Below are 21,335 nucleotides of genomic sequence, written 5' to 3' on the forward strand. Positions count from 1 at the left end.
GCGGCTTTAGCCGCGAAGAGGCCGAGCCTGCAGAAACAAGTTTTCCCGCAGTATCGGCGATCCCTTCCTAGACTTATAAGTCTCCATGAGACCTGGTCTAGGAAGAGAGCGTCGACATGTCCCAGTCGCCATCCCTGCATCAACTGCAAGAGCTCAACCCTTTCCTGCGCCGCCACCTGGGGCCCGATGCCTCGGAGCAGCAGGCAATGCTCAGCGCCCTCGGCCTCAGCAGCCGTAGCGAGCTGATCGAGCAGACCGTGCCGCCAGGCATCCGCTTCAACCGCGCCCTCGACCTGCCACCGGCCCTGGATGAACAGGCTGCGTTGGCCAAGCTCGCAGGCTTCGCCGAGCAGAACCAGGTGTGGACCAGCCTCATCGGCATGGGCTACCACGGCACCGTCACGCCCAATGTCATCTTGCGCAACGTGCTGGAAAACCCCGGCTGGTACACCGCCTATACGCCCTATCAGCCCGAAATCGCCCAGGGCCGGCTGGAGGCGCTGCTCAATTTCCAGCAGATGGTCATCGACCTCACCGGGCTGGCGCTGGCCAATGCGTCATTGCTCGACGAAGCCACGGCGGCTGCCGAAGCCATGGCCCTGGCCAAGCGGGTGGCGCGCAACAAGAGCAACGCGTTCTTTGCCGACGAGCATTGCCATCCACAGACCTTGTCGGTGCTGAAAACCCGCGCGGAAGGGTTTGGTTTCCAACTGATCGTCGACGCTGTGGATAACCTTTCAAGGCACCAGGTTTTCGGCGCTTTGCTGCAATACCCGGACACCCATGGCGAGGTGCGCGACCTGCGCCCGTTCATCGACCAGTTGCACAGCCAGCAGGCCCTGGCCTGCGTGGCCGCCGACCTGCTCAGCCTGGTGGTGTTGACGCCCCCCGGCGAACTCGGCGCCGATGTGGTGCTGGGTTCGACCCAGCGCTTTGGCGTACCCATGGGTTACGGCGGCCCACACGCCGCCTATTTTGCTTGCCGTGACGACTACAAGCGGGCGATGCCCGGGCGCATCATTGGCGTGTCCCGTGATGCCCGTGGCAATACTGCGCTGCGCATGGCCCTGCAGACCCGCGAGCAGCATATCCGCCGCGAAAAGGCCAACTCCAACATCTGCACGGCCCAGGTGCTGTTGGCCAACATCGCCGGTTTCTATGCGGTGTATCACGGCCCTGAAGGCCTGCAGCGCATTGCCCAGCGCGTGCACCGGCTGACCTTCGTGCTGGCAGCAGGCCTTGAGGCCAAAGGCATCAAGCGCCTCAACCAGCACTTTTTCGACACCTTGACCCTGGACGTCGGTGGCGCCCAGGCCGCGATCATCGAGAGCGCCGAAGCCGCTCGCATCAACCTGCGCATTCTAGGCCGCGGCCATCTGGGGGTGAGCCTGGACGAAACCTGTAGCGAAGCCACCGTGCTGCGGCTGCTGGATATTTTCCTGGGCGTGGATCACGGCCTGGATATCGCCACGCTCGACCAGCACGCGCTGCCCGAAGGCATCCCCGCAGCGCTGGTGCGACGTACGCCGTTCCTCAGCCACCCGGTCTTCAACCTGCACCACAGCGAAACCGAGATGCTGCGCTACCTCAAGCAGCTGGAAAACAAGGACCTGGCGCTGAACCAGTCGATGATCCCGCTTGGCTCCTGCACCATGAAGCTCAATGCCACCAGTGAGATGATCCCCATTACCTGGCCCGCTTTCGCCCAGCTTCACCCCTTTGCACCCGCGGCACAGACGACGGGCTACAAGGCGATGATCGACGAGCTGGAAAGCTGGTTGTGCGCCATTACCGGCTTCGATGCCATCTGCATGCAACCCAACTCCGGCGCCCAGGGCGAATACGCCGGGCTCATGGCCATCACTCGTTATCACCGCAGCCGTCATCAGCCGCAGCGCACGCTGTGCCTGATCCCGTCGTCGGCCCACGGCACCAACCCGGCGTCGGCGCAGATGGCTGGCATGGAGGTGGTGATCGTCGATTGTGACGATGCTGGCAACGTCGATCTCGAAGACCTCAAGGCCAAGGCCCATGCCGCCGGCGACAAGTTGTCATGCCTGATGGTCACTTATCCCTCGACCCATGGCGTGTACGAAGAGGGCATCCGCGAGATCTGCGAGGTGGTCCACCAGCACGGCGGCCAGGTGTACATGGACGGCGCCAACCTCAACGCCCAGGTCGGCCTGGCGCGGCCGGCGGATATCGGCGCCGATGTTTCGCACATGAACCTGCACAAGACCTTCTGCATTCCCCATGGCGGCGGTGGCCCGGGCATGGGGCCGATCGGCATCCGTGCTCACCTGAAACCGTTCGTCGCCAGCCACCCGGTGGTGCCGGTGCCGGGGCTGGAGCCGAACAACACAGCGGTCAGTGCCGCGCCCTGGGGCAGTGCCAGCATCCTGCCGATCAGCTGGATGTACATCGCCATGATGGGCCCGCAGCTTGCTGACGCGAGTGAAGTGGCGATCCTTTCGGCCAACTACCTGGCCAGCCAGCTTGGCGGTGCGTTCCCGGTGTTGTACCGCGGGCGCAACCAGCGCGTGGCGCATGAGTGCATCCTCGACCTACGGCCGCTCAAGGCGCAAACCGGCATCACTGAAGAGGACGTTGCCAAGCGCTTGATGGACTATGGCTTCCACGCCCCGACCATGTCGTTCCCGGTGCCGGGCACCCTGATGGTCGAGCCGACTGAAAGTGAGTCCAAGGCCGAGCTGGACCGTTTCGTCGAAGCGATGCTGGCGATACGGGCGGAAATTGCCGAGGTGCAGGAGGGACGCTGGCCGGCGGAGGACAACCCGCTCAAACATGCGCCGCATACCTTGGCTGATGTGCTGGCGCCGTGGGCCCGGCCTTACAGCCTGGAACAGGCGATTGCACCCAGTGCCCATGTGCGGCTGCACAAGTACTGGCCAGCGGTGAACCGGGTCGACAATGTGTATGGGGACAGAAATCTGTTCTGTGCTTGCGTGCCGGTGGAGGCTTACCGGTAGGGCATTGGATCGGCACAGGCTTCTTCGCGGGTATTGCGCAGCACGTGAGAGCGATGCGGCCCTTGTGGGAGCGGGTTTACCCGCGAAGAAGGTGGCGCGGTTACTCGGCTACCGCGTTCTTGGCCAGGATGGCATTGGCCAGTTCCATGTCCGAAGCTTGCATCCCTGGGTTCTCGGCACGCACCTGCTGCAGCGCCTGCTCAAGGAACGGCCCGCGAATCGCCCCCTCACTGGCGACGAAGCTGCCGGCGTCATCCTGCGCCGCGAGTACCAGCTTGTGGTCGTGCGAAGTGATATAGCTCGACGCCGTGGTCGCGCCCGAGGTCATTACGTTACGCCAGAAGGTATCGGCCATGGCGGAGCCAACAGGCAGCGAAAGCAGGGCAGCCGCTGCAATGGCGGTTTTGAGACGCATGATGAAACACCTCGAAGGGTGAGGGTTGGAGATGGCCGCTTTGATCCAGAAAAAGGGCCGCAAGTTCCTTGAATACAAGGGTTTTTTGCTCAGGAACAGACCCGCAGCACCTCCTCGGGACGGGTCAGTCCAAGGGCCACTTTCGCCTCCCCGCAGCTACGCAAATCCTGCAACCCTTCAGCTAGAGCCTGCCGTTGCAGTTCGGCCAGATCGGTGCTGGCGCCTATCCGTGCACGCAGGCTCTCGCTCGGTATCAGCAATTCGAACAGACCCGTGCGGCCGCGGTAGCCGGTGCCCCGGCAAACCTGGCAAGGATCGTTCGATGGGCGGCCCAGGCATGCGTGGCAGAGCAAGCGGACCAGGCGTTGGGCCATGACGCCGCCGAGGGTCGCCCGGATCAGGTAATCGGCCACACCCAGCTCCAGCAGGCGGGTAATGGCGCTGCAGGTGTCATTGGTGTGCAGGGTCGAAAGCACCAGGTGCCCGGTGAGCGCCGCTTGAACCGCTACCAGCGCGGTCTCGCGGTCGCGGATCTCGCCGATCATGATGATGTCCGGGTCCTGGCGCAGCAGGGCGCGCACGCCATCGGCAAATCCCAGGCCCAGGGCAGGCTGCACCTGCAACTGGTTGAACGCTGGCTCCAGGCGCTCGATCGGGTCTTCGATGGTGCACAGGTTGACCTGCGGCGTGGCCAGCAGCTTGAGGCTGGCGTAGAGCGTGCTGGTCTTGCCGGAGCCGGTAGGTCCGGTGACCAGCAGGATGCCCTGGCGGCGCTGCAACAGCATTTGCCACTGGAGCAGCTGCTCGCCTTCCAGGCCCAACTGGTCGAAGTCTTCCTGCAGCTGGCGCGGGTCGAACAAGCGCAGCACCAGTTTTTCACCAAAGGGCGTCGGCAGCGTCGAGAGGCGCAGCTCCACCTCGCTGCCGCCTGGCAGGCTGCTCTTGACCCGGCCGTCCTGCGGGCGGCGTTTTTCCGCTACATCCATGCGCCCCAGGTGTTTCAGGCGGCTGACCACGGCCAGGGTGACACTGGCGGGGAAGGCATAGACCGTGTGCAGCAGGCCGTCGATGCGGTAGCGCAGGTGGCCTTGTTCGCGGCGCGGCTCCAGGTGGATATCGCTGGCGCGTTGCTCGATCGCATACTGCAGCAGCCAGTCGACGATATGCACGATGTGCGCATCGTCGGCGGTGTCCTGTGCCTGGCGCTTGCCCAACTCGAGCAAGTGTTCGAGCTCGCCCAGGCTGGTCGCTTGCTGATGCTGCGCACCTTGTACCGAGTGAGCCAGGCGAAACAGTGACTGGCCCAGCTGGCGGATCTGCAGCGGGCTGGCCAGCACGCGGCGGATCGGCTTGCCCAGGCTGCGTGCCAGGTCGGCTTGCCACAGTTGTTGATAGGGCTCGGCGCTGGCCACGGTGATGGCGTTGGCATCGTTGGCCACGATCAGGATGCCGTGGCGCTGTGCGAAGGCAGGGGAGATCAGGCCATTGACCTGGGCCAGGTCGAGTTGCATGGGGTCGATGCGCAGGTAAGGTTGGCCGACCTTTTGCGCCAGCCATCGGCAGAGGGTGTCCAGGTTCAGCTGCTGGCCTGGCTGGCTGCGATCTTCCAGGCCCAACGCCGCGATGGTTTCAAGCGGGTGCTGAGCGCTGTATTGGGATGCTTGTTCGCGAACCAGGCATGAATCGTTGGCGGTCAGGTGCTGGTCGGCTTGCAAGGCGTCCAGCAGGCTTTTGAGGTCGAGGGGTTGCTCGTCGGAAGTGAACATCGGCGGCGTCCGTGCCTTGAGAGAGTCATTGATCAAGGCTAGCCGTGCCTGGCTCAGCTAGGCACGGGAAAGAATTACGGAATTTTGCGCCCCGGGCTTCAGCCCACCGCCAGCTCCAGGCGGGCCAGGTTTTCCAGGCTCACCTCCCCGACACACACCAGGTTGCGCAGTTTTTGCTCGATCACTTGCGCCCGATGCCAGCTCAAGCCGCCGATACCGACCTCAATGGCGAGCCAGTCTTCCTGCTGGCTGACCTGCACACTGTGGGGCGTGAGGAACTGTAGGGCAAACAGGTTGAGCACACGGCACAGGGTATCCGGCTCGGCTTCGGCCTGCAGGCGATAGCGCACGGTGCTGTGGCTGGTGTTGGCGGCCCAGGCATCGCTGCGGGGCAGGGGGCGTTCGAGTGCGTTCATGCTGGGTCTCCGCGAATGTGGGAGAAATTCTTGCACGTCCAGGCCGGTATTTTTTCGCTATGATTCCAACGATTAGCTGCTGCTGCAGATAGATCAATTCGAATATTTGTGTTTTGGGGAATTATTTATGCAAGGCGAGCTGGATGCCTACGACCGACGCATTCTCGAGTTGCTGCAAGAGGACGCGTCGCTATCCAGCGCGCAGATCGCCGAGCGTGTGGGGCTGTCGCAATCGCCCTGCTGGCGCAGGATTCAGCGCCTGAAAGAGGAAGGAGTGATTCGTGGGCAGGTGACCCTGCTGGACCGCAAGAAGGTCGGCCTGAACACGCAGATCTTCGCCGAGGTGAAACTCAACGCCCACGGCCGTTCCAACTTCACCGAGTTTACCGAGGCGATCCGCGGCTTTCCGGAAGTGCTGGAGTGCTATGTGCTGATGGGGGCGGTTGACTTCCTGCTGCGCATCGTCACCTCGGATATCGAGGCATATGAGCGCTTTTTCTTCGAAAAGCTGTCGAACGTGCCAGGGATTCAGGAAGTGAACTCGATTGTGGCGCTGTCGGAGATCAAGTCCACCACCAGCCTGCCACTGTCGAGGTAGAGCCATTCGCGGGCAAGCCCGCTCCCACATGACCTTCCACAGGCCTCAGGCCTGTTTTCATCTATGGGAGCGGGCTTGCCCGCGAAGAAGCAGACGCGCTATCAAGCCTTGAGCAGGTGCTTCCAGCCACGGCTCTGATCAACCGCCCGAGCCTGCTCGATACGCGCTTCCAGCAGTTCGCCAGGCTCTTCGCCCAACGGCAGTTCTGCCAGTTCATGCAGCTTCTTCAGGTCGCCGTACAGGCGGTCCATCTGCGGTGCCTCGAGTACCTGACGCGCATGGTGCAGCCAGGCCAGCAACTGTTCGATACGCGGCAGTTGTTCGGCCAGGTCTTCCGGGCGCTGGGTGTACAGCGGCAGCTTCAGCGCGCGGCCTTCCTCACCCAGCAGGTGCGCCAGCCAGCTGGCCAGCTGCGCCTTGCCCTGGCGCTCACCCCGGCCTTTGCGTTCCACGGTCCAGGCACGGGCCAGCAGCCAGCGCGAGGTTTCCAGGGAGAACTGGCCCCAGCGCACGTCCTCGAGCTCTTCGATGAACTGTTCAGGCGCGGCACGGCGGATGTCTTCGTCGTCATTGCCGGCCTGCACCAGCGGGCGCCAGTCTTCCAGCAGCGCATCGAGGCTGGCGCGCAGCTCGCGGGTGGTCGCGCGTGGAGCGGCCTGGCCCAGGCTGGCAACCAGTGCGCGCAGTTCGGCCAGGCACTGCACCCAATCCTGCAGCAGGCGCCAGTGGCCATTGTGGCGGTACTGTTCGGCCAGGCGCTGGCTGCTGCCCAGCAACTGCCAGGCGAGGGCGGTGAAGGCGTCGTCCACGGCCGTTTCCGCGTCCAGCTCGGTGGTTGGCAGGCCCAGCTCGTAGCTGTCCGGCTCCAGCAGGCGGTAGCCGCGCTCGGCCTTGCTGATGTCGCACGGCATCAGCGGCAGGCTGGCGGCCAGCTCGGCGGCCAGTTCCAGCAGCGCTTCAGGGGCGCCTTCGCGCAGCTCCAGTTCGAGCTCGCAGATCTCTTCCTTTTGCTTGCCGGCGATCACGAAGCCCTGGTCCAGCGCGGCCTCGATCACCACCTTGCTCTTGCCACGGCCCCAGGCGATTTCGGCGAACTCGCGGGTGAAGTCGGTGGTGAACAGCGGCTTGATGGTTTTCTTGTCCAGCTCGGCCAGTTGCTCCGGCCAGCAGCTGGCGTCGAGCTTTTTCAGGTCGAGCTTGACCTTGTCCAGGTGCCATTCGTATTCGTTGCGCTCGGACAGCCCGGCGACGCTCTGGCCGCGGCACTTCAGGGTCTGGATGATCTGTTCGCCGTCGCGGCGCAGGCGCAGGGCGACACGGGCAGCGGAGAGCTCGCGCGCAGGGGTGTCGAAGTACTGGTTGAGCAGCTCGCGGGTCTGCCAGCCGGACTTGTTGCGCTTTTTCAGCAGGGGGTGCTCGCGCAGGGCTGCCAGGGTCTCGCGACTGGCGCGGAGCTTGAGTTCGGTTTCTTTGTGCATCGCAGGCTCGAAGGAGGGCGTGATAGCCGTGCAGTCTACAGGACTGGGCCGGCAACGGTTTATTCCTTGCGCCGGATGGCCCTATGATGGGCAACGCTTCCGAGGAGTACGCGCATGCCGTTGCCAACGCTCAAAGACCAGTTTGCCGCCTTGATCGCCGCGCCCTCGGTCAGTTGCACCCAGCCAGCCCTGGACCAGTCGAATCGCCAGGTCATCGACTTGCTGGCCGGCTGGCTGGGCGATCTGGGCTTCAGTTGCGACATCCGCCAGGTCACCCCCGGCAAGTTCAACCTGCTGGCCAGCCGTGGCAGCGGCCCCGGCGGCCTGGTGCTGGCTGGCCATAGCGACACCGTGCCCTACGACGAACAGCTGTGGTCCAGCGACCCGCTCAAGCTGACCGAGGCCGATGGCCGTTGGGTCGGCCTGGGCAGCTGCGACATGAAAGGCTTTTTCGCCTTGATCATCGAAGCGGTGATTCCGCTGCTTGAGCACGATTTCAAGCAACCACTGCTGATCCTTGCTACTTGCGATGAAGAAAGCTCCATGTCCGGCGCCCGCGCCCTGGCTGCCGCCGGCCAGCCGCTCGGTCGCGCCGCAGTGATCGGCGAGCCCACTGGCCTGCGGCCGATCCGCATGCACAAGGGCATCCTCATGGACCGCATCGACATCCTCGGGCGTAGCGGCCATTCGTCCGACCCGAGCCTGGGCCACAGCGCCATGGAGGCCATGCACGAGGTGATGGGTGAGCTGATGGGCCTGCGCCGGCAGTGGCAGGAAACCTTCCGCAACCCGCAATTTACCGTGCCCACGCCCACCATGAACTTTGGCTGCATCCATGGTGGTGACAACCCCAATCGCATTTGTGGCCAGTGCGCGCTGGAGTTCGACCTGCGGCCGCTGCCGGGCATGGATGTCGAACAGCTGCGCGCTGCCATTCGCGGCAAGCTGAAACCGGTGGCCGAGCGCCATGAGGTGCGGATCGACTACGCACCGCTGTTCCCTGAGGTGCCGCCTTTCGAGCAGGCTGCCGATGCCGAACTGGTACAAGTGGCCGAGCGCCTCACCGGCCATCGCGCCGAAGCGGTGGCGTTCGGTACCGAAGCGCCTTATCTTCAGCAACTGGGTTGCCAGACCATCGTGCTGGGCCCCGGCGACATCGCCTGCGCCCACCAGCCTGGCGAATACCTTGAAATGTCACGAATCGAGCCTACCGTGCGTCTATTGCGTGACCTGATCCGGCACTACTGCCTGAATTAAACGTCCACCCTGTTGATTCGTTCTTGCCTAGAGGAGACCGCGCGTGACCGCAAGCCTGTTCCGACGATGATCCTGAACGCCGTGTGATTCACCGTTCTCCGTCCACTTTATCCACAGGCCCTGTCATGCCCGAATACGTCAACTGGCTACGTCATGCCTCCCCGTACATCAATGCCCATCGCGACTGCACCTTCGTGGTCATGCTCCCTGGCGATGGGGTTGAACACCCGAATTTCGGCAATATCGTCCACGACCTGGTCTTGCTGCACAGCCTGGGTGTGCGCCTGGTGCTGGTGCATGGCTCGCGCCCACAGATCGAAAGCCGCCTGGCTGATCGCGGCCTGACGCCGCACTACCACCGGGGCATGCGCATCACCGATGCCGCCACCCTGGACTGCGTGATCGACGCCGTCGGCGCCCTGCGCCTGGCCATCGAGGCGCGCCTGTCGATGGACATCGCCGCCTCGCCGATGCAGGGTTCGCGCCTGCGTGTGGCTTCCGGCAACCTGGTCACCGCACGGCCGATCGGCGTGCTGGAAGGGGTGGACTACCACCACACCGGCGAAGTGCGCCGGGTCGACCGCAAGGGCATCAGCCGCCTGCTCGACGAGCGCTCCATCGTGCTGCTGTCGCCGCTGGGCTACTCGCCCACCGGTGAAATCTTCAACCTGGCCTGCGAAGACGTCGCCACCCGCGCGGCCATCGAACTGGGTGCCGACAAGCTGCTGCTGTTCGGTGCCGAGCCTGGCCTGCTGGATGAAAGCGGCAAGCTGGTGCGTGAACTGCGCCCGCAACAGATCGCCCCGCACCTGGCGCGCCTGGGTAGCGATTATCAGGCCGAGCTGCTCGATGCCGCTGCGGAGGCCTGCAAAGGCGGTGTAGCGCGTAGCCATATCGTCAGTTATGCCGAAGACGGTGCGCTGCTGACCGAGCTGTTCACCCGCGAAGGTGGCGGTACGCTGGTGTCGCAGGAGCAGTTCGAGGTGGTACGCGAAGCGACCATCGAGGATGTCGGTGGCTTGCTGGAGCTGATCAGCCCGCTGGAAGAACAGGGCATTCTGGTACGTCGTTCGCGCGAGGTGCTGGAGCGGGAGATCGAGCAGTTCAGCGTGGTCGAGCGTGAAGGGATGATCATTGCCTGTGCGGCGTTGTACCCGATTGCCGATTCGCAGGCGGGTGAACTGGCGTGTCTGGCGGTGAACCCCGAGTACCGCCATGGCGGTCGCGGGGATGAGCTGCTGGAGCGGATCGAAGGGCGGGCGCGGCAGATGGGGTTGAATACCTTGTTCGTGCTTACCACGCGTACGGCGCACTGGTTCCGGGAGCGCGGGTTTGCGCCTAGCGGCGTCGAGCGGCTGCCAGCGGCGCGGGCTTCGCTGTACAACTACCAGCGCAATTCGAAGATTTTCGAGAAGTCCCTGTAAATCTGTAGCGGCCTCTTCGCGGCGGTTCGACGCCTCGATAAACCCGCTCTCACAGGTAATGCTCAAGGCTCAGGCCCTGTGAAGATCCTGTGGAAGCAACTGTCTCGCCTAATTGCTTAAAGCTGGCGCGACCCTGTGGGAGCCGCGCTTGCCGGCGATGGGCCGCGAAGCGGCCCCTGTATACGTGTGATCGCTATCGACCCATGTCAAACGCAAGAATGTTGGGGCCGCTGCGCGGCCCATCGCCGGCAAGCGCGGCTCCCACAAGTACAGCGCACGCCTGGAAGCTGGTGATAATCGTGTGGGCTTGCCCGCGAAGCAGGTGACGCGGTCCCGAATGAAAAACGCCGCCCTTGTGGGCGGCGTTTTCGTTTACACGGTATGCAGGTACCAGTTGTACTCGAGGTCGGAGATCGAGTGCTCGAACTCCTCCAGCTCGCTCTCCTTGCACGCGACGAAGATGTCGATGTACTTCGGGTCGATGTACTTGTTCAGGATCTCGCTGTCGTCCAGCTCGCGCAGGGCATCGCGCAGGTTGTTCGGCAGGCTCTGCTCCAGCTGCTCGTACGAGTTGCCTTCAATGGGTGTGCCTGGCTCGATTTTGTTGGTCAGGCCGTGGTGCACGCCCGCCAGCACGGCAGCCATCATCAGGTACGGGTTGGCGTCGGCGCCAGCCACGCGGTGCTCGATGCGCACGGCATCTGCAGAACCGGTCGGCACGCGCAGGGCCACGGTACGGTTGTCCAGGCCCCAGCTCGGCGCGTTCGGTACGTAGAACTGCGCGCCAAAGCGGCGGTACGAGTTGACGTTCGGGCAGAGGAACGCCATGGACGCAGGCAGGGTCTCGAGCACACCGCCGACAGCGTGACGTAGCGCGGCGTTCTGCTCGGGATCCTCGCTGGTGAAGATGTTGTTACCATCTTTGTCCAGCACGGAGATGTGTACATGCAGGCCGTTGCCAGCCTGGCCCGGGTAGGGCTTGGCCATGAAGGTGGTGTCCATTTCATGGTCGTAGGCGATGTTCTTGATCAACCGCTTGAGCAGTACCGCGTAGTCGCAGGCCTTGAGCGGGTCGGCAACGTGGTGCAGGTTGACTTCGAACTGCGCCGGGGCGCTTTCCTTGACGATGGCGTCAGCCGGGATGCCTTGCTCTTTCGCGCCTTCGAGGATGTCCTGCAGGCAGTCGGCATATTCGTCGAGGTCGTCGATCAGGTACACCTGGGTCGACTGTGGGCGTTTGCCCGAGATGGGCGAGCGTGGTGGCTGTGGACGGCCGTTCACGTTCTCCTGGTCGATCAGGTAGAACTCCAGCTCGAACGCGGCGCAGATGGTCAGGCCCATTTCGGTGAACTTGCTCACCACCTGACGCAGCACTTCGCGCGGGTCGGCGAAGAACGGCTCGCCTTCCAGTTCGTGCATGGTCATCAGCAGCTGCGCAGTCGGGCGCTTTTGCCATGGTTCATTACAGAGTGTGTCGGGGATTGGATAGCAGATGCGGTCAGCATCGCCGATATCCAGGCCCAGCCCAGTGCTTTCGACGGTGGATCCGTTGATGTCCAGGGCGAAGAGGGAGGCAGGCAGGTTGATGCCTTTCTCGTAAACCTTGTGGAGGCTGGTGCGCTCAATGCGCTTGCCACGCACCACACCATTCATATCTGCAATCAGAAGGTCAACGTAGAGAACCTCAGGATGTTCCTTAAGGAACGCGTTCGCTTCGTTAAGCTGAACGGCACGCGGGGGTACCGACATGATGCAACACCTTTGTTGTTAAAAATATCAATCAAGGGGGGCTTGCAGGACCAGTCAATCGAAAAGACAAACTGATGTCAAGCCAACCCCATGATGCCCTGAAATGGCACATCGACGGCAGATTTGCTGCATATCGGGGCGTACCATTATCCGCTATTTCCCTCGCAAAGGGCTATCTCCGACATGCCGTGTTTTATTTTTTACGGAGGTGTTGTGTAAAAAAATTAACAAGGCTAAGCTCGGACTCAACCCAGAACACAATAATACGAGGGTCACATGGTCCGCTTGTCGCGACCTGAACGCGCTGCCTGCGCAGTGCAGTCGGGTATCCCTGCCGTTCCCGCACGCATCAGTCGAGCTGTGGTCTGCATGGCCGCAATAATTGACGCTTTGCGCACCTGGACCACACCTCGTAACGCTTTTTCGTTGCTCTTCTCGTATTCCTGCCCTTTGATCCCGCTGCGGACACGCTTGATTTCAGTGTATCCACAGTGCGCCTGCGCGTGGGTTTTTGCTTTAGCAATCTACTCCATCCAGAATCAGGGCGCGGACCACCTTACCTCCTGAGGTATTTATGAGTAACAACCTCGACCAGCTCACCGATTGGTTGAAAGAGCACAAGATCACCGAAGTCGAATGCCTGATCAGCGACCTGACCGGCATCACCCGCGGCAAGATCTCGCCGACCAACAAATTCATCGCCGAAAAAGGCATGCGCCTGCCCGAAAGCGTGCTGCTGCAGACTGTGACTGGCGACTATGTCGACGATGACATCTATTACGACCTGCTCGACCCGGCCGATATCGACATGATCTGCCGCCCCGACCAGGACGCTGTGTTCCTGGTGCCTTGGGCCATCGAGCCGACCGCCCAGGTGATCCACGACACCTACGACAAGAAGGGCAACCCGGTCGAGCTGTCGCCGCGCAACGTGCTGAAGAAAGTCCTCAAGCTCTACGCCGACAAGGGTTGGCAGCCGATCGTCGCGCCGGAGATGGAGTTCTACCTGACCAAGCGCAGCGAAGACCCGGACTTCCCGCTGCAGCCGCCGGTCGGTCGCTCTGGCCGCCCGGAAACCGGCCGCCAGTCGTTCTCGATCGAGGCCGCGAACGAATTCGACCCGCTGTTCGAAGACGTCTATGACTGGTGCGAACTGCAGCGCCTGGACCTCGACACGCTGATCCACGAAGACGGCACGGCGCAGATGGAAATCAACTTCCGTCACGGCGACGCCTTGCACCTGGCCGACCAGATTCTGGTGTTCAAGCGCACCATGCGCGAGGCTGCGCTCAAGCACAACGTGGCCGCCACCTTCATGGCCAAGCCGATGACCGGCGAGCCGGGCAGCGCCATGCACCTGCACCAGAGCGTGGTCGACGTGGCCACCGGCAAGAACATCTTCAGCAACGAAGACGGCAGCATGAGCGAGCTGTTCCTGCACCACATCGGTGGCCTGCAGAAGTTCATCCCCGAAGCGCTGCCGCTGTTCGCCCCCAACGTCAACTCGTTCCGCCGTTTCCTGCCCGACACCTCGGCGCCGGTGAACGTCGAGTGGGGCGAGGAAAACCGCACCGTCGGCCTGCGCGTACCGGATGCCGGCCCGCAGAACCGTCGTGTCGAGAACCGCCTGCCCGGTGCCGATGCCAACCCATACCTGGCCATCGCCGCCAGCCTGTTGTGTGGCTATATCGGCATGGTCGAGGGCATCGAAGCCAGCGCGCCGGTCCAGGGCCGTGGCTATGAACGCCGCAACCTGCGCCTGCCGCTGACCATCGAGGACGCCCTCGAACGCATGGAAATCAGCCGTGCACTGGTGCAGTACCTGGGCAAGAAGTTCATCACTGGCTACGTCGCCACCAAGCGCGCCGAGCACGAGAACTTCAAGCGCGTCATCAGCTCCTGGGAACGTGAGTTCCTGCTGTTCGCTGTCTGATCAACCCTGAGGCCGCTGGTGCGGCCGCCGGAAAATGGAGAGGCACATGAGCGTCAACAACCCGCAAACCCGTGAATGGCAAACCCTGAGCGGCGAGCACCACCTTGCACCCTTTTCTGACTACAAGCAGCTGAAGGAGAAGGGGCCGCGCATCATCACCAAGGCGCAGGGTGTGCATTTGTGGGACAGCGAGGGGCACAAGATCCTCGACGGCATGGCCGGCCTGTGGTGCGTGGCAGTTGGCTATGGCCGTGAAGAACTGGTGCAGGCGGCAGAAAAGCAGATGCGTGAACTGCCGTACTACAACCTGTTCTTCCAGACTGCTCACCCGCCAGCCCTGGAGCTGGCCAAGGCGATCACCGACGTGGCGCCCGAGGGCATGACCCATGTGTTCTTCACCGGCTCCGGCTCCGAAGGCAACGACACCGTGCTGCGCATGGTTCGCCACTACTGGGCGCTGAAGGGCAAACCCCACAAGCAGACCATCATCGGCCGCATCAACGGCTACCACGGCTCCACCTTCGCGGGTGCGTGCCTGGGCGGCATGAGCGGCATGCATGAGCAGGGCGGCCTGCCGATCCCGGGCATCGTGCACATTCCGCAGCCGTACTGGTTCGGTGAGGGCGGCGACATGAGCCCCGACGACTTCGGCGTGTGGGCTGCCGAACAGCTGGAGAAAAAGATTCTGGAAGTCGGCGAAGACAACGTCGCCGCCTTTATCGCCGAGCCGATCCAGGGTGCCGGCGGGGTGATCATTCCGCCGCAAACCTACTGGCCAAAGGTCAAGGAAATCCTGGCGAAGTACGACATCCTGTTCGTCGCGGACGAAGTGATCTGTGGCTTCGGCCGCACCGGCGAGTGGTTTGGCTCCGACTACTACGACCTCAAGCCCGACCTGATGACCATCGCCAAGGGCCTTACTTCCGGTTACATCCCCATGGGCGGTGTGATCGTGCGTGACAAGGTGGCCAAGGTCATCAGCGAAGGTGGCGACTTCAACCACGGTTTCACCTATTCCGGCCACCCGGTGGCGGCCGCAGTGGGCCTGGAGAACCTGCGCATCCTGCGTGACGAGAAGATTGTCGAGAAGGCGCGCACGGAAGTGGCACCCTACTTGCAAAAACGTCTGCGCGAGCTGCAGGACCATCCGCTGGTGGGCGAGGTGCGCGGCCTGGGCATGCTCGGCGCGATCGAGCTGGTCAAGGACAAGGCCACCCGCAGCCGTTACGAAGGCAAAGGCGTGGGCATGGTGTGCCGCAACTTCTGCTTTGAAAACGGCCTGATCATGCGCGCGGTGGGCGACACCATGATTATCGCGCCACCTTTGGTGATCAGCCGCGAGGAGGTCGACGAGCTCGTGGAAAAGGCGCGCAAGTGCCTCGACCTGACCCTCGAAGCGATCCGTTGAGCGTTTGCTAGGCTAGCGATGTGACATTAAGTGGTTACAAGGGGCTGGTTTCCTTGAAACAGCGCCTTGTAACTTGCCAGACTAGCGACTGTTTCAGTCGCTGCGACGCGTGTAGCGCGGGGCCTGGCTGCTGAACGGATGGCTAATCAAAAAAATCTGGAGCATGACGCATGAAGAAAATGGGCAAGACGTTGCTGGCCGCCGCCCTGATGGGTGCCATGGCCACTGCTGCACAGGCTGAGGACAAGGTACTTAACGTCTACAACTGGTCGGACTACATCGCTCCGGACACCATCGCCAAGTTCGAGAAGCAGACCGGTATCAAGGTCAAGTACGACGTCTTCGACAGCAACGAAACCCTGGAAGCCAAGCTGCTGGCGGGCAAGTCGGGCTACGACATCGTCGTGCCGTCCAACAACTTCCTGGCCAAGCAGATCAAGGCAGGCGTCTACGAGGAGCTGGACCGCTCCAAGCTGACCAACTGGAAGAACCTCGACGAAGACCTGCTCAAGGCCGTTGGCGATGCCAGCGACCAGGGCAACAAGCACGCTTTCCCGTACATGTGGGGTTCGATCGGTATCGGCTACAACCCGGAGAAGGTCAAGGCTGCGCTGGGCGTGGACAAGATCGACTCGTGGGACGTGGTGTTCAAGCCTGAGAACATCGCCAAGCTCAAGAGCTGCGGCGTGAGCTTCCTGGATGCCCCGACCGAGATGATCCCGGCCGCACTGCACTACCTGGGCAAGCCGACCAATAGCACCAGCAAGGAAGACCTGAAGGCCGCCGAGGAGCTGTTCCTCAAGATCCGTCCTTCGATCACCTACTTCCACTCGTCCAAGTACATTGGCGACATGGCCAACGGCAACATCTGCGTGGCCGTCGGCTATTCGGGTGACCTGGAGCAGTCCAAGGCACGTGCCCACGAAGCCGGCGACAAGGTCAAGGTGGACTACGTGATTCCAAAAGAAGGTGCCGGCACCTTCTACGACATGGTCGCCATCCCGAAAGATGCCGAGCATAAAGACGCCGCCTACCAGTTCATGAACTTCCTGCTGCAGCCGGAAATCATGGCCGAAATCACCAACGCTGTGCGCTTCCCGAATGGCAACGCCGCTGCTACCCAGTTCGTGGACAAGGCAATCACCAGCGATCCAAGCATCTATCCACCGGCTGAAGTGAAGAAACAGCTGTATGCCATCGCGGCACCTGATGCCAAGGTCCAGCGTGACATCACTCGTAGCTGGACCAAGATCAAGTCGGGCAAATAACCCCGATGCGTGACCTCTGGGCCGGGGTTTTCCGGCCCAGAGCCAGTGAAGGGCAATTGATGATTGCGGCATCGAAGCTGCGCAGGTAAGTTGCGCGCCGGTTTTGAGTGTGCGGCAGCACTTGTACCCAAGTAAGTACGCCGTCACCAAGGCACTGATTGTGAGGACCACCCACTTGTCTATTTCTGTATTACGCAAGGCCTTGATGGCTGGAGCGGGCCTGACGCTGGCATGCAGCGTCCAAGCGGCGCCTACGGTGCACTTCTACAACTGGTCGGACTATATCGGCCCGAACACCCTCGCGGACTTCGAGAAAGAAACGGGCATCAAACCCGTGCAGGACGTTTTTGATTCCAACGAAACCCTGGAAGGCAAGCTGCTGGCCGGCAACACCGGCTATGACGTGGTGGTGCCGTCCAACCATTTCCTCGGCAAGCAGATCAAGGCGGGCGCGTTCCAGAAGCTCGACAAGAGCCTGCTGCCCAACTACTCCAACCTGGACCCGGCGTTGATGAAGCGCCTGGAAAAGAACGACCCGGGCAACCAGTACGCCGTGCCTTACCTGTGGGGCACCAACGGCATCGGTTACAACGTCGACAAGGTCAAGGCCGCGCTGGGCGTGGACACCATCGACTCCTGGGCTGTGCTGTTCGAACCCGAAAACATGAAGAAGCTCTCCAAGTGCGGTGTGGCCTTCCTCGACTCGGCGGACGAAATGCTCCCGGCGGTGCTCAACTACATGGGGCTCAGCCCCAACAGCACCGATGCCAAGGATTACGCCAAGGCCGAACAGAAGCTGCTGGCCGTACGCCCGTACGTGACCTACTTCCACTCGTCCAAGTACATCACCGACCTGGCCAACGGCGACATCTGCGTCGCGGCAGGTTTTTCGGGTGATGTGTTCCAGGCCAAGGCCCGCGCTGAGGAAGCGAAGAAGGGTGTGAACCTGGCCTACGCCATTCCCAAGGAAGGCGGCAACCTCTGGTTCGACGTGCTGGCGATCCCCAAGGACGCCAAGAACGTGAAAGAGGCGCACGCCTTCATCAACTATTTGCTGAAACCTGAGGTTATCGCCCAGGTCAGTGATTACGTCGGTTACGCCAACCCGAACCCCAAGGCTGGCGACCTGATGGACCAGGCCGTGAGGACTGACGCTGCGGTTTACCCACCGCAGGAAGTGCTGGACAAGATGTTCGTGAACTCAGAGTTGCCGCCCAAGGTGCAGCGTCTGATGACCCGTAGCTGGACCAAGGTCAAGTCGGGCAAGTAATTATCCAGACCCGTTGCGGTACCTGGAACACAGGCCGCGCGGGCACAAAAATCTTGTTGGGAGTTTCACTCATGGCAGTTGCCTCCGGTGCCTATAAGAAAGCCCTCGAGGGTGGCCAGCAACCCAAGCAGGTGCTGGTCAAGATCGACCGGGTTACAAAAAAATTCGACGAAACGGTCGCCGTGGACGATGTGTCCCTGGAAATCCGCAAAGGCGAGATCTTCGCCCTGCTGGGTGGCTCCGGTTCCGGCAAATCGACCTTGCTGCGTATGCTGGCCGGCTTCGAACGCCCGACTGAAGGGCGGATTTTCCTCGATGGCGTCGACATTACCGATATGCCGCCGTACGAGCGGCCGATCAACATGATGTTCCAGTCCTACGCGCTGTTCCCGCACATGACCGTGGCGCAGAACATCGCCTTCGGCCTGCAGCAGGACAAGATGCCCAAGGCCGAGATCGACGCCCGCGTGGCCGAGATGCTCAAGCTGGTGCACATGACCCAGTACGCCAAGCGCAAGCCACACCAGCTCTCCGGTGGCCAGCGCCAGCGGGTGGCCCTGGCCCGCTCCCTGGCCAAGCGCCCCAAGCTGCTGCTGCTCGATGAGCCGATGGGCGCGCTGGACAAGAAACTGCGTTCGCAGATGCAGCTGGAACTGGTGGAAATCATCGAGCGCGTGGGCGTGACCTGCGTGATGGTGACCCACGACCAGGAAGAGGCCATGACCATGGCCCAGCGCATCGCCATCATGCACCTGGGCTGGATCGCCCAGATCGGTTCGCCGGTGGATATCTACGAGACCCCGACCAGCCGCCTGGTGTGCGAATTCATCGGTAACGTCAACCTGTTCGACGGTGAAGTGGTCGACGACGCCGAAGGCCACGCGATCATTGCCAGCCCGGAGCTGGAGCGCAAGATCTACGTCGGTCACGGCATCACCACGTCGGTGGAAGACAAGCACATTACCTACGCCCTGCGCCCGGAAAAGCTGCTGGTCACCACCAGCCAGCCGGACTTCGAGCACAACTGGTCGCGCGGCAAGGTCCACGACATTGCCTACCTGGGTGGCCACTCGGTGTTCTACGTCGAGCTGCCGAGCGGCAAGATCGTCCAGTCGTTCGTCGCCAACACTGAACGCCAGGGCGCCCGCCCGACCTGGGGCGATGAAGTGTATGTGTGGTGGGAAGACGACAGCGGCGTGGTACTGCGGTCATGAAACCACGCAAGCTCAAGCGAGCCTTCCAGCGTTTGATCCCGGAGGGGCGGCACGTGGTGATCGGGATTCCGTTCATCTGGCTGTTCCTGTTCTTCATGCTGCCGTTCTTCATCGTGTTGAAGATCAGCTTCGCCGAAGCCGACGTGGCGATCCCGCCGTATACCGAGATCTACAGCTACGTCGAAGACAAGATCCAGGTGGTGCTCAACATGGCCAACTACGGCCTGTTGACCGAGGATGAGCTGTACATCTCGGCCTACCTGGGCTCATTGAAGATGGCCTTCTTCAGCACCTTGCTGTGCCTGCTGATCGGCTACCCGATGGCCTACGCCATCGCCAACGCCAAGAAGGAGACCCAGACGGTCCTGCTGCTGCTGATCATGATGCCGACCTGGACCGCGATCCTGATCCGCGTCTATGCCTGGATGGGCATCCTCAGCAACAACGGGCTGCTCAACGGCTTCCTGCTGTGGACCGGGTTGATCGATCAGCCGTTGCAGATCCTCAACACCAACCTGGCGGTGTACATCGGCGTGGTCTATTCGTACCTGCCGTTCATGATCCTGCCGCTGTTCGCCAACCTGGTGAAGCACGACCCGAGCCTGCTCGAAGCCGCTTCGGACCTGGGTTCGAGCACCTTCAACAGCTTCTGGAAGATCACCGTGCCGCTGTCGAAGAACGGCATCATCGCCGGCTGCATGCTGGTGTTCATCCCGGTGGTGGGCGAGTTCGTCATTCCTGAGCTGCTGGGCGGCCCGGAAACCCTGATGATCGGTAAAGTGCTGTGGCAGGAATTCTTCAACAACCGTGACTGGCCGGTGGCATCCGCCCTGGCGGTGGTGATGCTGGCGATCCTGATCGTGCCGATCCTGATGTTCAACCGTAGCCAGGCCAAAGAAATGGAGGGCAGAGCATGAAGCGCTTCAGTTTTTCCAAGCTGATGCTGGTGCTCGGCTTGCTGTTCATCTACCTGCCGATGCTGATCCTGGTGATCTACTCGTTCAACGCCTCCAAACTGGTGACGGTGTGGGGCGGCTGGTCGGTGAAGTGGTACGTCGGCCTGCTCGACAACACCCAGCTGATGGGTTCGGTGATGCGCTCGCTGGAAATCGCCTGCTACACGGCGGTGGCGGCAGTGGCGCTGGGTACCCTGGCGGCCTTCGTGCTGACCCGGGTCACCCGCTTCAAGGGCCGCACGCTGTTCGGTGGCCTGGTTACCGCGCCGCTGGTGATGCCTGAGGTGATCACCGGTCTGTCGCTGTTGCTGCTGTTCGTGGCCATGGCGCAGATGATCGGCTGGCCGCAGGAGCGTGGCATCGTCACCATCTGGATTGCCCACACCACGTTCTGTGCGGCGTATGTGGCGGTGGTGGTGTCGGCACGCCTGCGTGAGCTGGACCTGTCGATCGAGGAAGCGGCGATGGACCTGGGTGCCAAGCCGTGGAAGGTGTTCTTCCTGATCACCATCCCGATGATCGCGCCATCGCTGGCGGCGGGCGGCATGATGTCGTTCGCGCTGTCGCTGGATGACCTGGTACTGGCCAGCTTCGTGTCCGGCCCGGGTTCGACCACCCTGCCGATGGAAGTGTTCTCGGCGGTGCGTCTGGGCGTGAAGCCGGAGATCAACGCCGTGGCCAGCCTGATCCTGCTCTCGGTGTCGCTGGTGACCTTCTTTGTCTGGTACTTCAGCCGCCAGGCCGAAGAGCGTCGTCGCAAGGCGATCCAGCAGGCGATCGAGGAAGGCGCGGCGGCCAACGCCTCGCAGCCACAGGTCAAGCGCCCGACTCAAGTGGCCGCTTCGGCTTGATCTTGAGGGCACCCTGCAGGGCTTTGGCTCTGTGGGGTGTCTGGTGCCCGCCACAACATTTTCAGCGCCTGTTGAACCGAGCGCCGCCCGTGCGGCGCATCGCGGATAAATCCGCTCCTACATTTGTTGCAACGTGCCGAACCTGTTACGCCATGGTCGCCTGCCTTGGTGTATGTCTTGAGTCTTGCAAACCGGCTGACAACCATGGCCTCACAGGCATGGCCACGTTGCAACAAATGTAGGAGCGAATTTATTCGCGATGCGCCGCGCGGGCGGCGCTCGATCTCATAAGCGCTGAAGATGGTGTGGCAAGCACCTCGATGCCATAACCCCTTCTCATAC

At 62.2% G+C, this 21,335-nt stretch carries 16 protein-coding genes; 11 read left to right on the forward strand and 5 right to left on the reverse strand.

The genetic code is table 11. The features are described from left to right. Positions 1-116: 116 nt before the first annotated feature. Entirely contained in the window at positions 117-2,990 is a 2,874-nt protein-coding gene (gene gcvP, locus ACIPZ5_RS23150; protein ID WP_400810822.1) for an aminomethyl-transferring glycine dehydrogenase, read from the forward strand. 100 nt (positions 2,991-3,090) lie between these two features. On the opposite strand, the gene ACIPZ5_RS23155 is transcribed toward gcvP, so the two are convergent. The 3 genes from ACIPZ5_RS23155 to ACIPZ5_RS23165 form a co-directional block, all read right to left on the reverse strand. Then, on the reverse strand, positions 3,091-3,405 hold the full coding sequence (locus tag ACIPZ5_RS23155) for a DUF2388 domain-containing protein (protein WP_110632695.1): 315 nt from the start codon (positions 3,403-3,405) through the stop codon (positions 3,091-3,093). An 89-nt stretch (positions 3,406-3,494) separates the two neighbouring features. After that, complete coding sequence (locus ACIPZ5_RS23160) at positions 3,495-5,171, reverse strand: GspE/PulE family protein (protein WP_400810823.1); 1,677 nt, start codon at positions 5,169-5,171, stop codon at positions 3,495-3,497. 98 nt (positions 5,172-5,269) lie between these two features. Beyond that, positions 5,270-5,587: a hypothetical protein gene (locus ACIPZ5_RS23165; protein ID WP_261942242.1), complete on the reverse strand. Its 318-nt coding sequence runs from the start codon at positions 5,585-5,587 to the stop codon at positions 5,270-5,272. Between the two features lie 127 nt (positions 5,588-5,714). Here ACIPZ5_RS23165 and ACIPZ5_RS23170 point away from each other — a divergent pair, with 127 nt between their 5' ends. After that, entirely contained in the window at positions 5,715-6,185 is a 471-nt protein-coding gene (locus ACIPZ5_RS23170; protein WP_079230134.1) for an Lrp/AsnC family transcriptional regulator, read from the forward strand. Between the two features lie 101 nt (positions 6,186-6,286). Here ACIPZ5_RS23170 and ACIPZ5_RS23175 read toward each other — a convergent pair whose 3' ends face one another. Further along, positions 6,287-7,663: a CYTH domain-containing protein gene (locus tag ACIPZ5_RS23175; protein ID WP_343599062.1), complete on the reverse strand. Its 1,377-nt coding sequence runs from the start codon at positions 7,661-7,663 to the stop codon at positions 6,287-6,289. Between the two features lie 114 nt (positions 7,664-7,777). Here ACIPZ5_RS23175 and argE point away from each other — a divergent pair, with 114 nt between their 5' ends. Both argE and argA read left to right on the forward strand, forming a co-directional pair. Next, positions 7,778-8,920 carry an acetylornithine deacetylase gene (gene argE, locus ACIPZ5_RS23180; RefSeq protein ID WP_343599060.1) on the forward strand — a complete coding sequence of 381 codons (1,143 nt, stop codon included), beginning with the start codon at positions 7,778-7,780 and terminating at the stop codon, positions 8,918-8,920. Between the two features lie 125 nt (positions 8,921-9,045). Further along, complete coding sequence (gene argA / locus ACIPZ5_RS23185; protein WP_085676387.1) at positions 9,046-10,344, forward strand: amino-acid N-acetyltransferase; 1,299 nt, start codon at positions 9,046-9,048, stop codon at positions 10,342-10,344. A 372-nt stretch (positions 10,345-10,716) separates the two neighbouring features. On the opposite strand, the gene ACIPZ5_RS23190 is transcribed toward argA, so the two are convergent. Further along, entirely contained in the window at positions 10,717-12,093 is a 1,377-nt protein-coding gene (locus tag ACIPZ5_RS23190) for a glutamine synthetase family protein (RefSeq protein ID WP_085676386.1), read from the reverse strand. A gap of 574 nt (positions 12,094-12,667) precedes the next feature. On the opposite strand from ACIPZ5_RS23190, the gene ACIPZ5_RS23195 reads away from it, so the two are divergent. The 7 genes from ACIPZ5_RS23195 to ACIPZ5_RS23225 all read left to right on the forward strand — a co-directional run bounded on the left by ACIPZ5_RS23195 (position 12,668) and on the right by ACIPZ5_RS23225 (position 20,993). Beyond that, positions 12,668-14,026, forward strand: coding sequence for a glutamine synthetase family protein (locus ACIPZ5_RS23195; protein ID WP_027920892.1), 1,359 nt, complete (start codon positions 12,668-12,670; stop codon positions 14,024-14,026). A 46-nt stretch (positions 14,027-14,072) separates the two neighbouring features. Continuing rightward, a complete protein-coding gene (locus ACIPZ5_RS23200) occupies positions 14,073-15,434 on the forward strand; it encodes an aspartate aminotransferase family protein (protein WP_343599053.1) in 1,362 nt (453 codons plus the stop codon). A gap of 170 nt (positions 15,435-15,604) precedes the next feature. Then, the gene (locus ACIPZ5_RS23205; protein ID WP_261942246.1) at positions 15,605-16,702 is read left to right on the forward strand and encodes a polyamine ABC transporter substrate-binding protein; all 1,098 of its coding nucleotides are present in this window, start codon (positions 15,605-15,607) and stop codon (positions 16,700-16,702) included. A 175-nt stretch (positions 16,703-16,877) separates the two neighbouring features. Continuing rightward, on the forward strand, positions 16,878-17,972 hold the full coding sequence (locus ACIPZ5_RS23210; RefSeq protein ID WP_261942247.1) for a polyamine ABC transporter substrate-binding protein: 1,095 nt from the start codon (positions 16,878-16,880) through the stop codon (positions 17,970-17,972). Positions 17,973-18,043: 71 nt separating this feature from the next. Further along, positions 18,044-19,186, forward strand: coding sequence for an ABC transporter ATP-binding protein (locus ACIPZ5_RS23215; RefSeq protein WP_261942248.1), 1,143 nt, complete (start codon positions 18,044-18,046; stop codon positions 19,184-19,186). A 35-nt stretch (positions 19,187-19,221) separates the two neighbouring features. Continuing rightward, entirely contained in the window at positions 19,222-20,103 is an 882-nt protein-coding gene (locus ACIPZ5_RS23220; RefSeq protein ID WP_261944251.1) for an ABC transporter permease subunit, read from the forward strand. Then, positions 20,100-20,993 carry an ABC transporter permease subunit gene (locus tag ACIPZ5_RS23225; RefSeq protein WP_313202467.1) on the forward strand — a complete coding sequence of 298 codons (894 nt, stop codon included), beginning with the start codon at positions 20,100-20,102 and terminating at the stop codon, positions 20,991-20,993. Before ACIPZ5_RS23220 ends, ACIPZ5_RS23225 begins: the two co-directional genes overlap by 4 nt. Positions 20,994-21,335: the final 342 nt, after the last annotated feature.

Origin of the sequence: Pseudomonas sp. NPDC089428 (assembly GCF_044749325.1) — a bacterium.
Taxonomy (GTDB): domain Bacteria; phylum Pseudomonadota; class Gammaproteobacteria; order Pseudomonadales; family Pseudomonadaceae; genus Aquipseudomonas.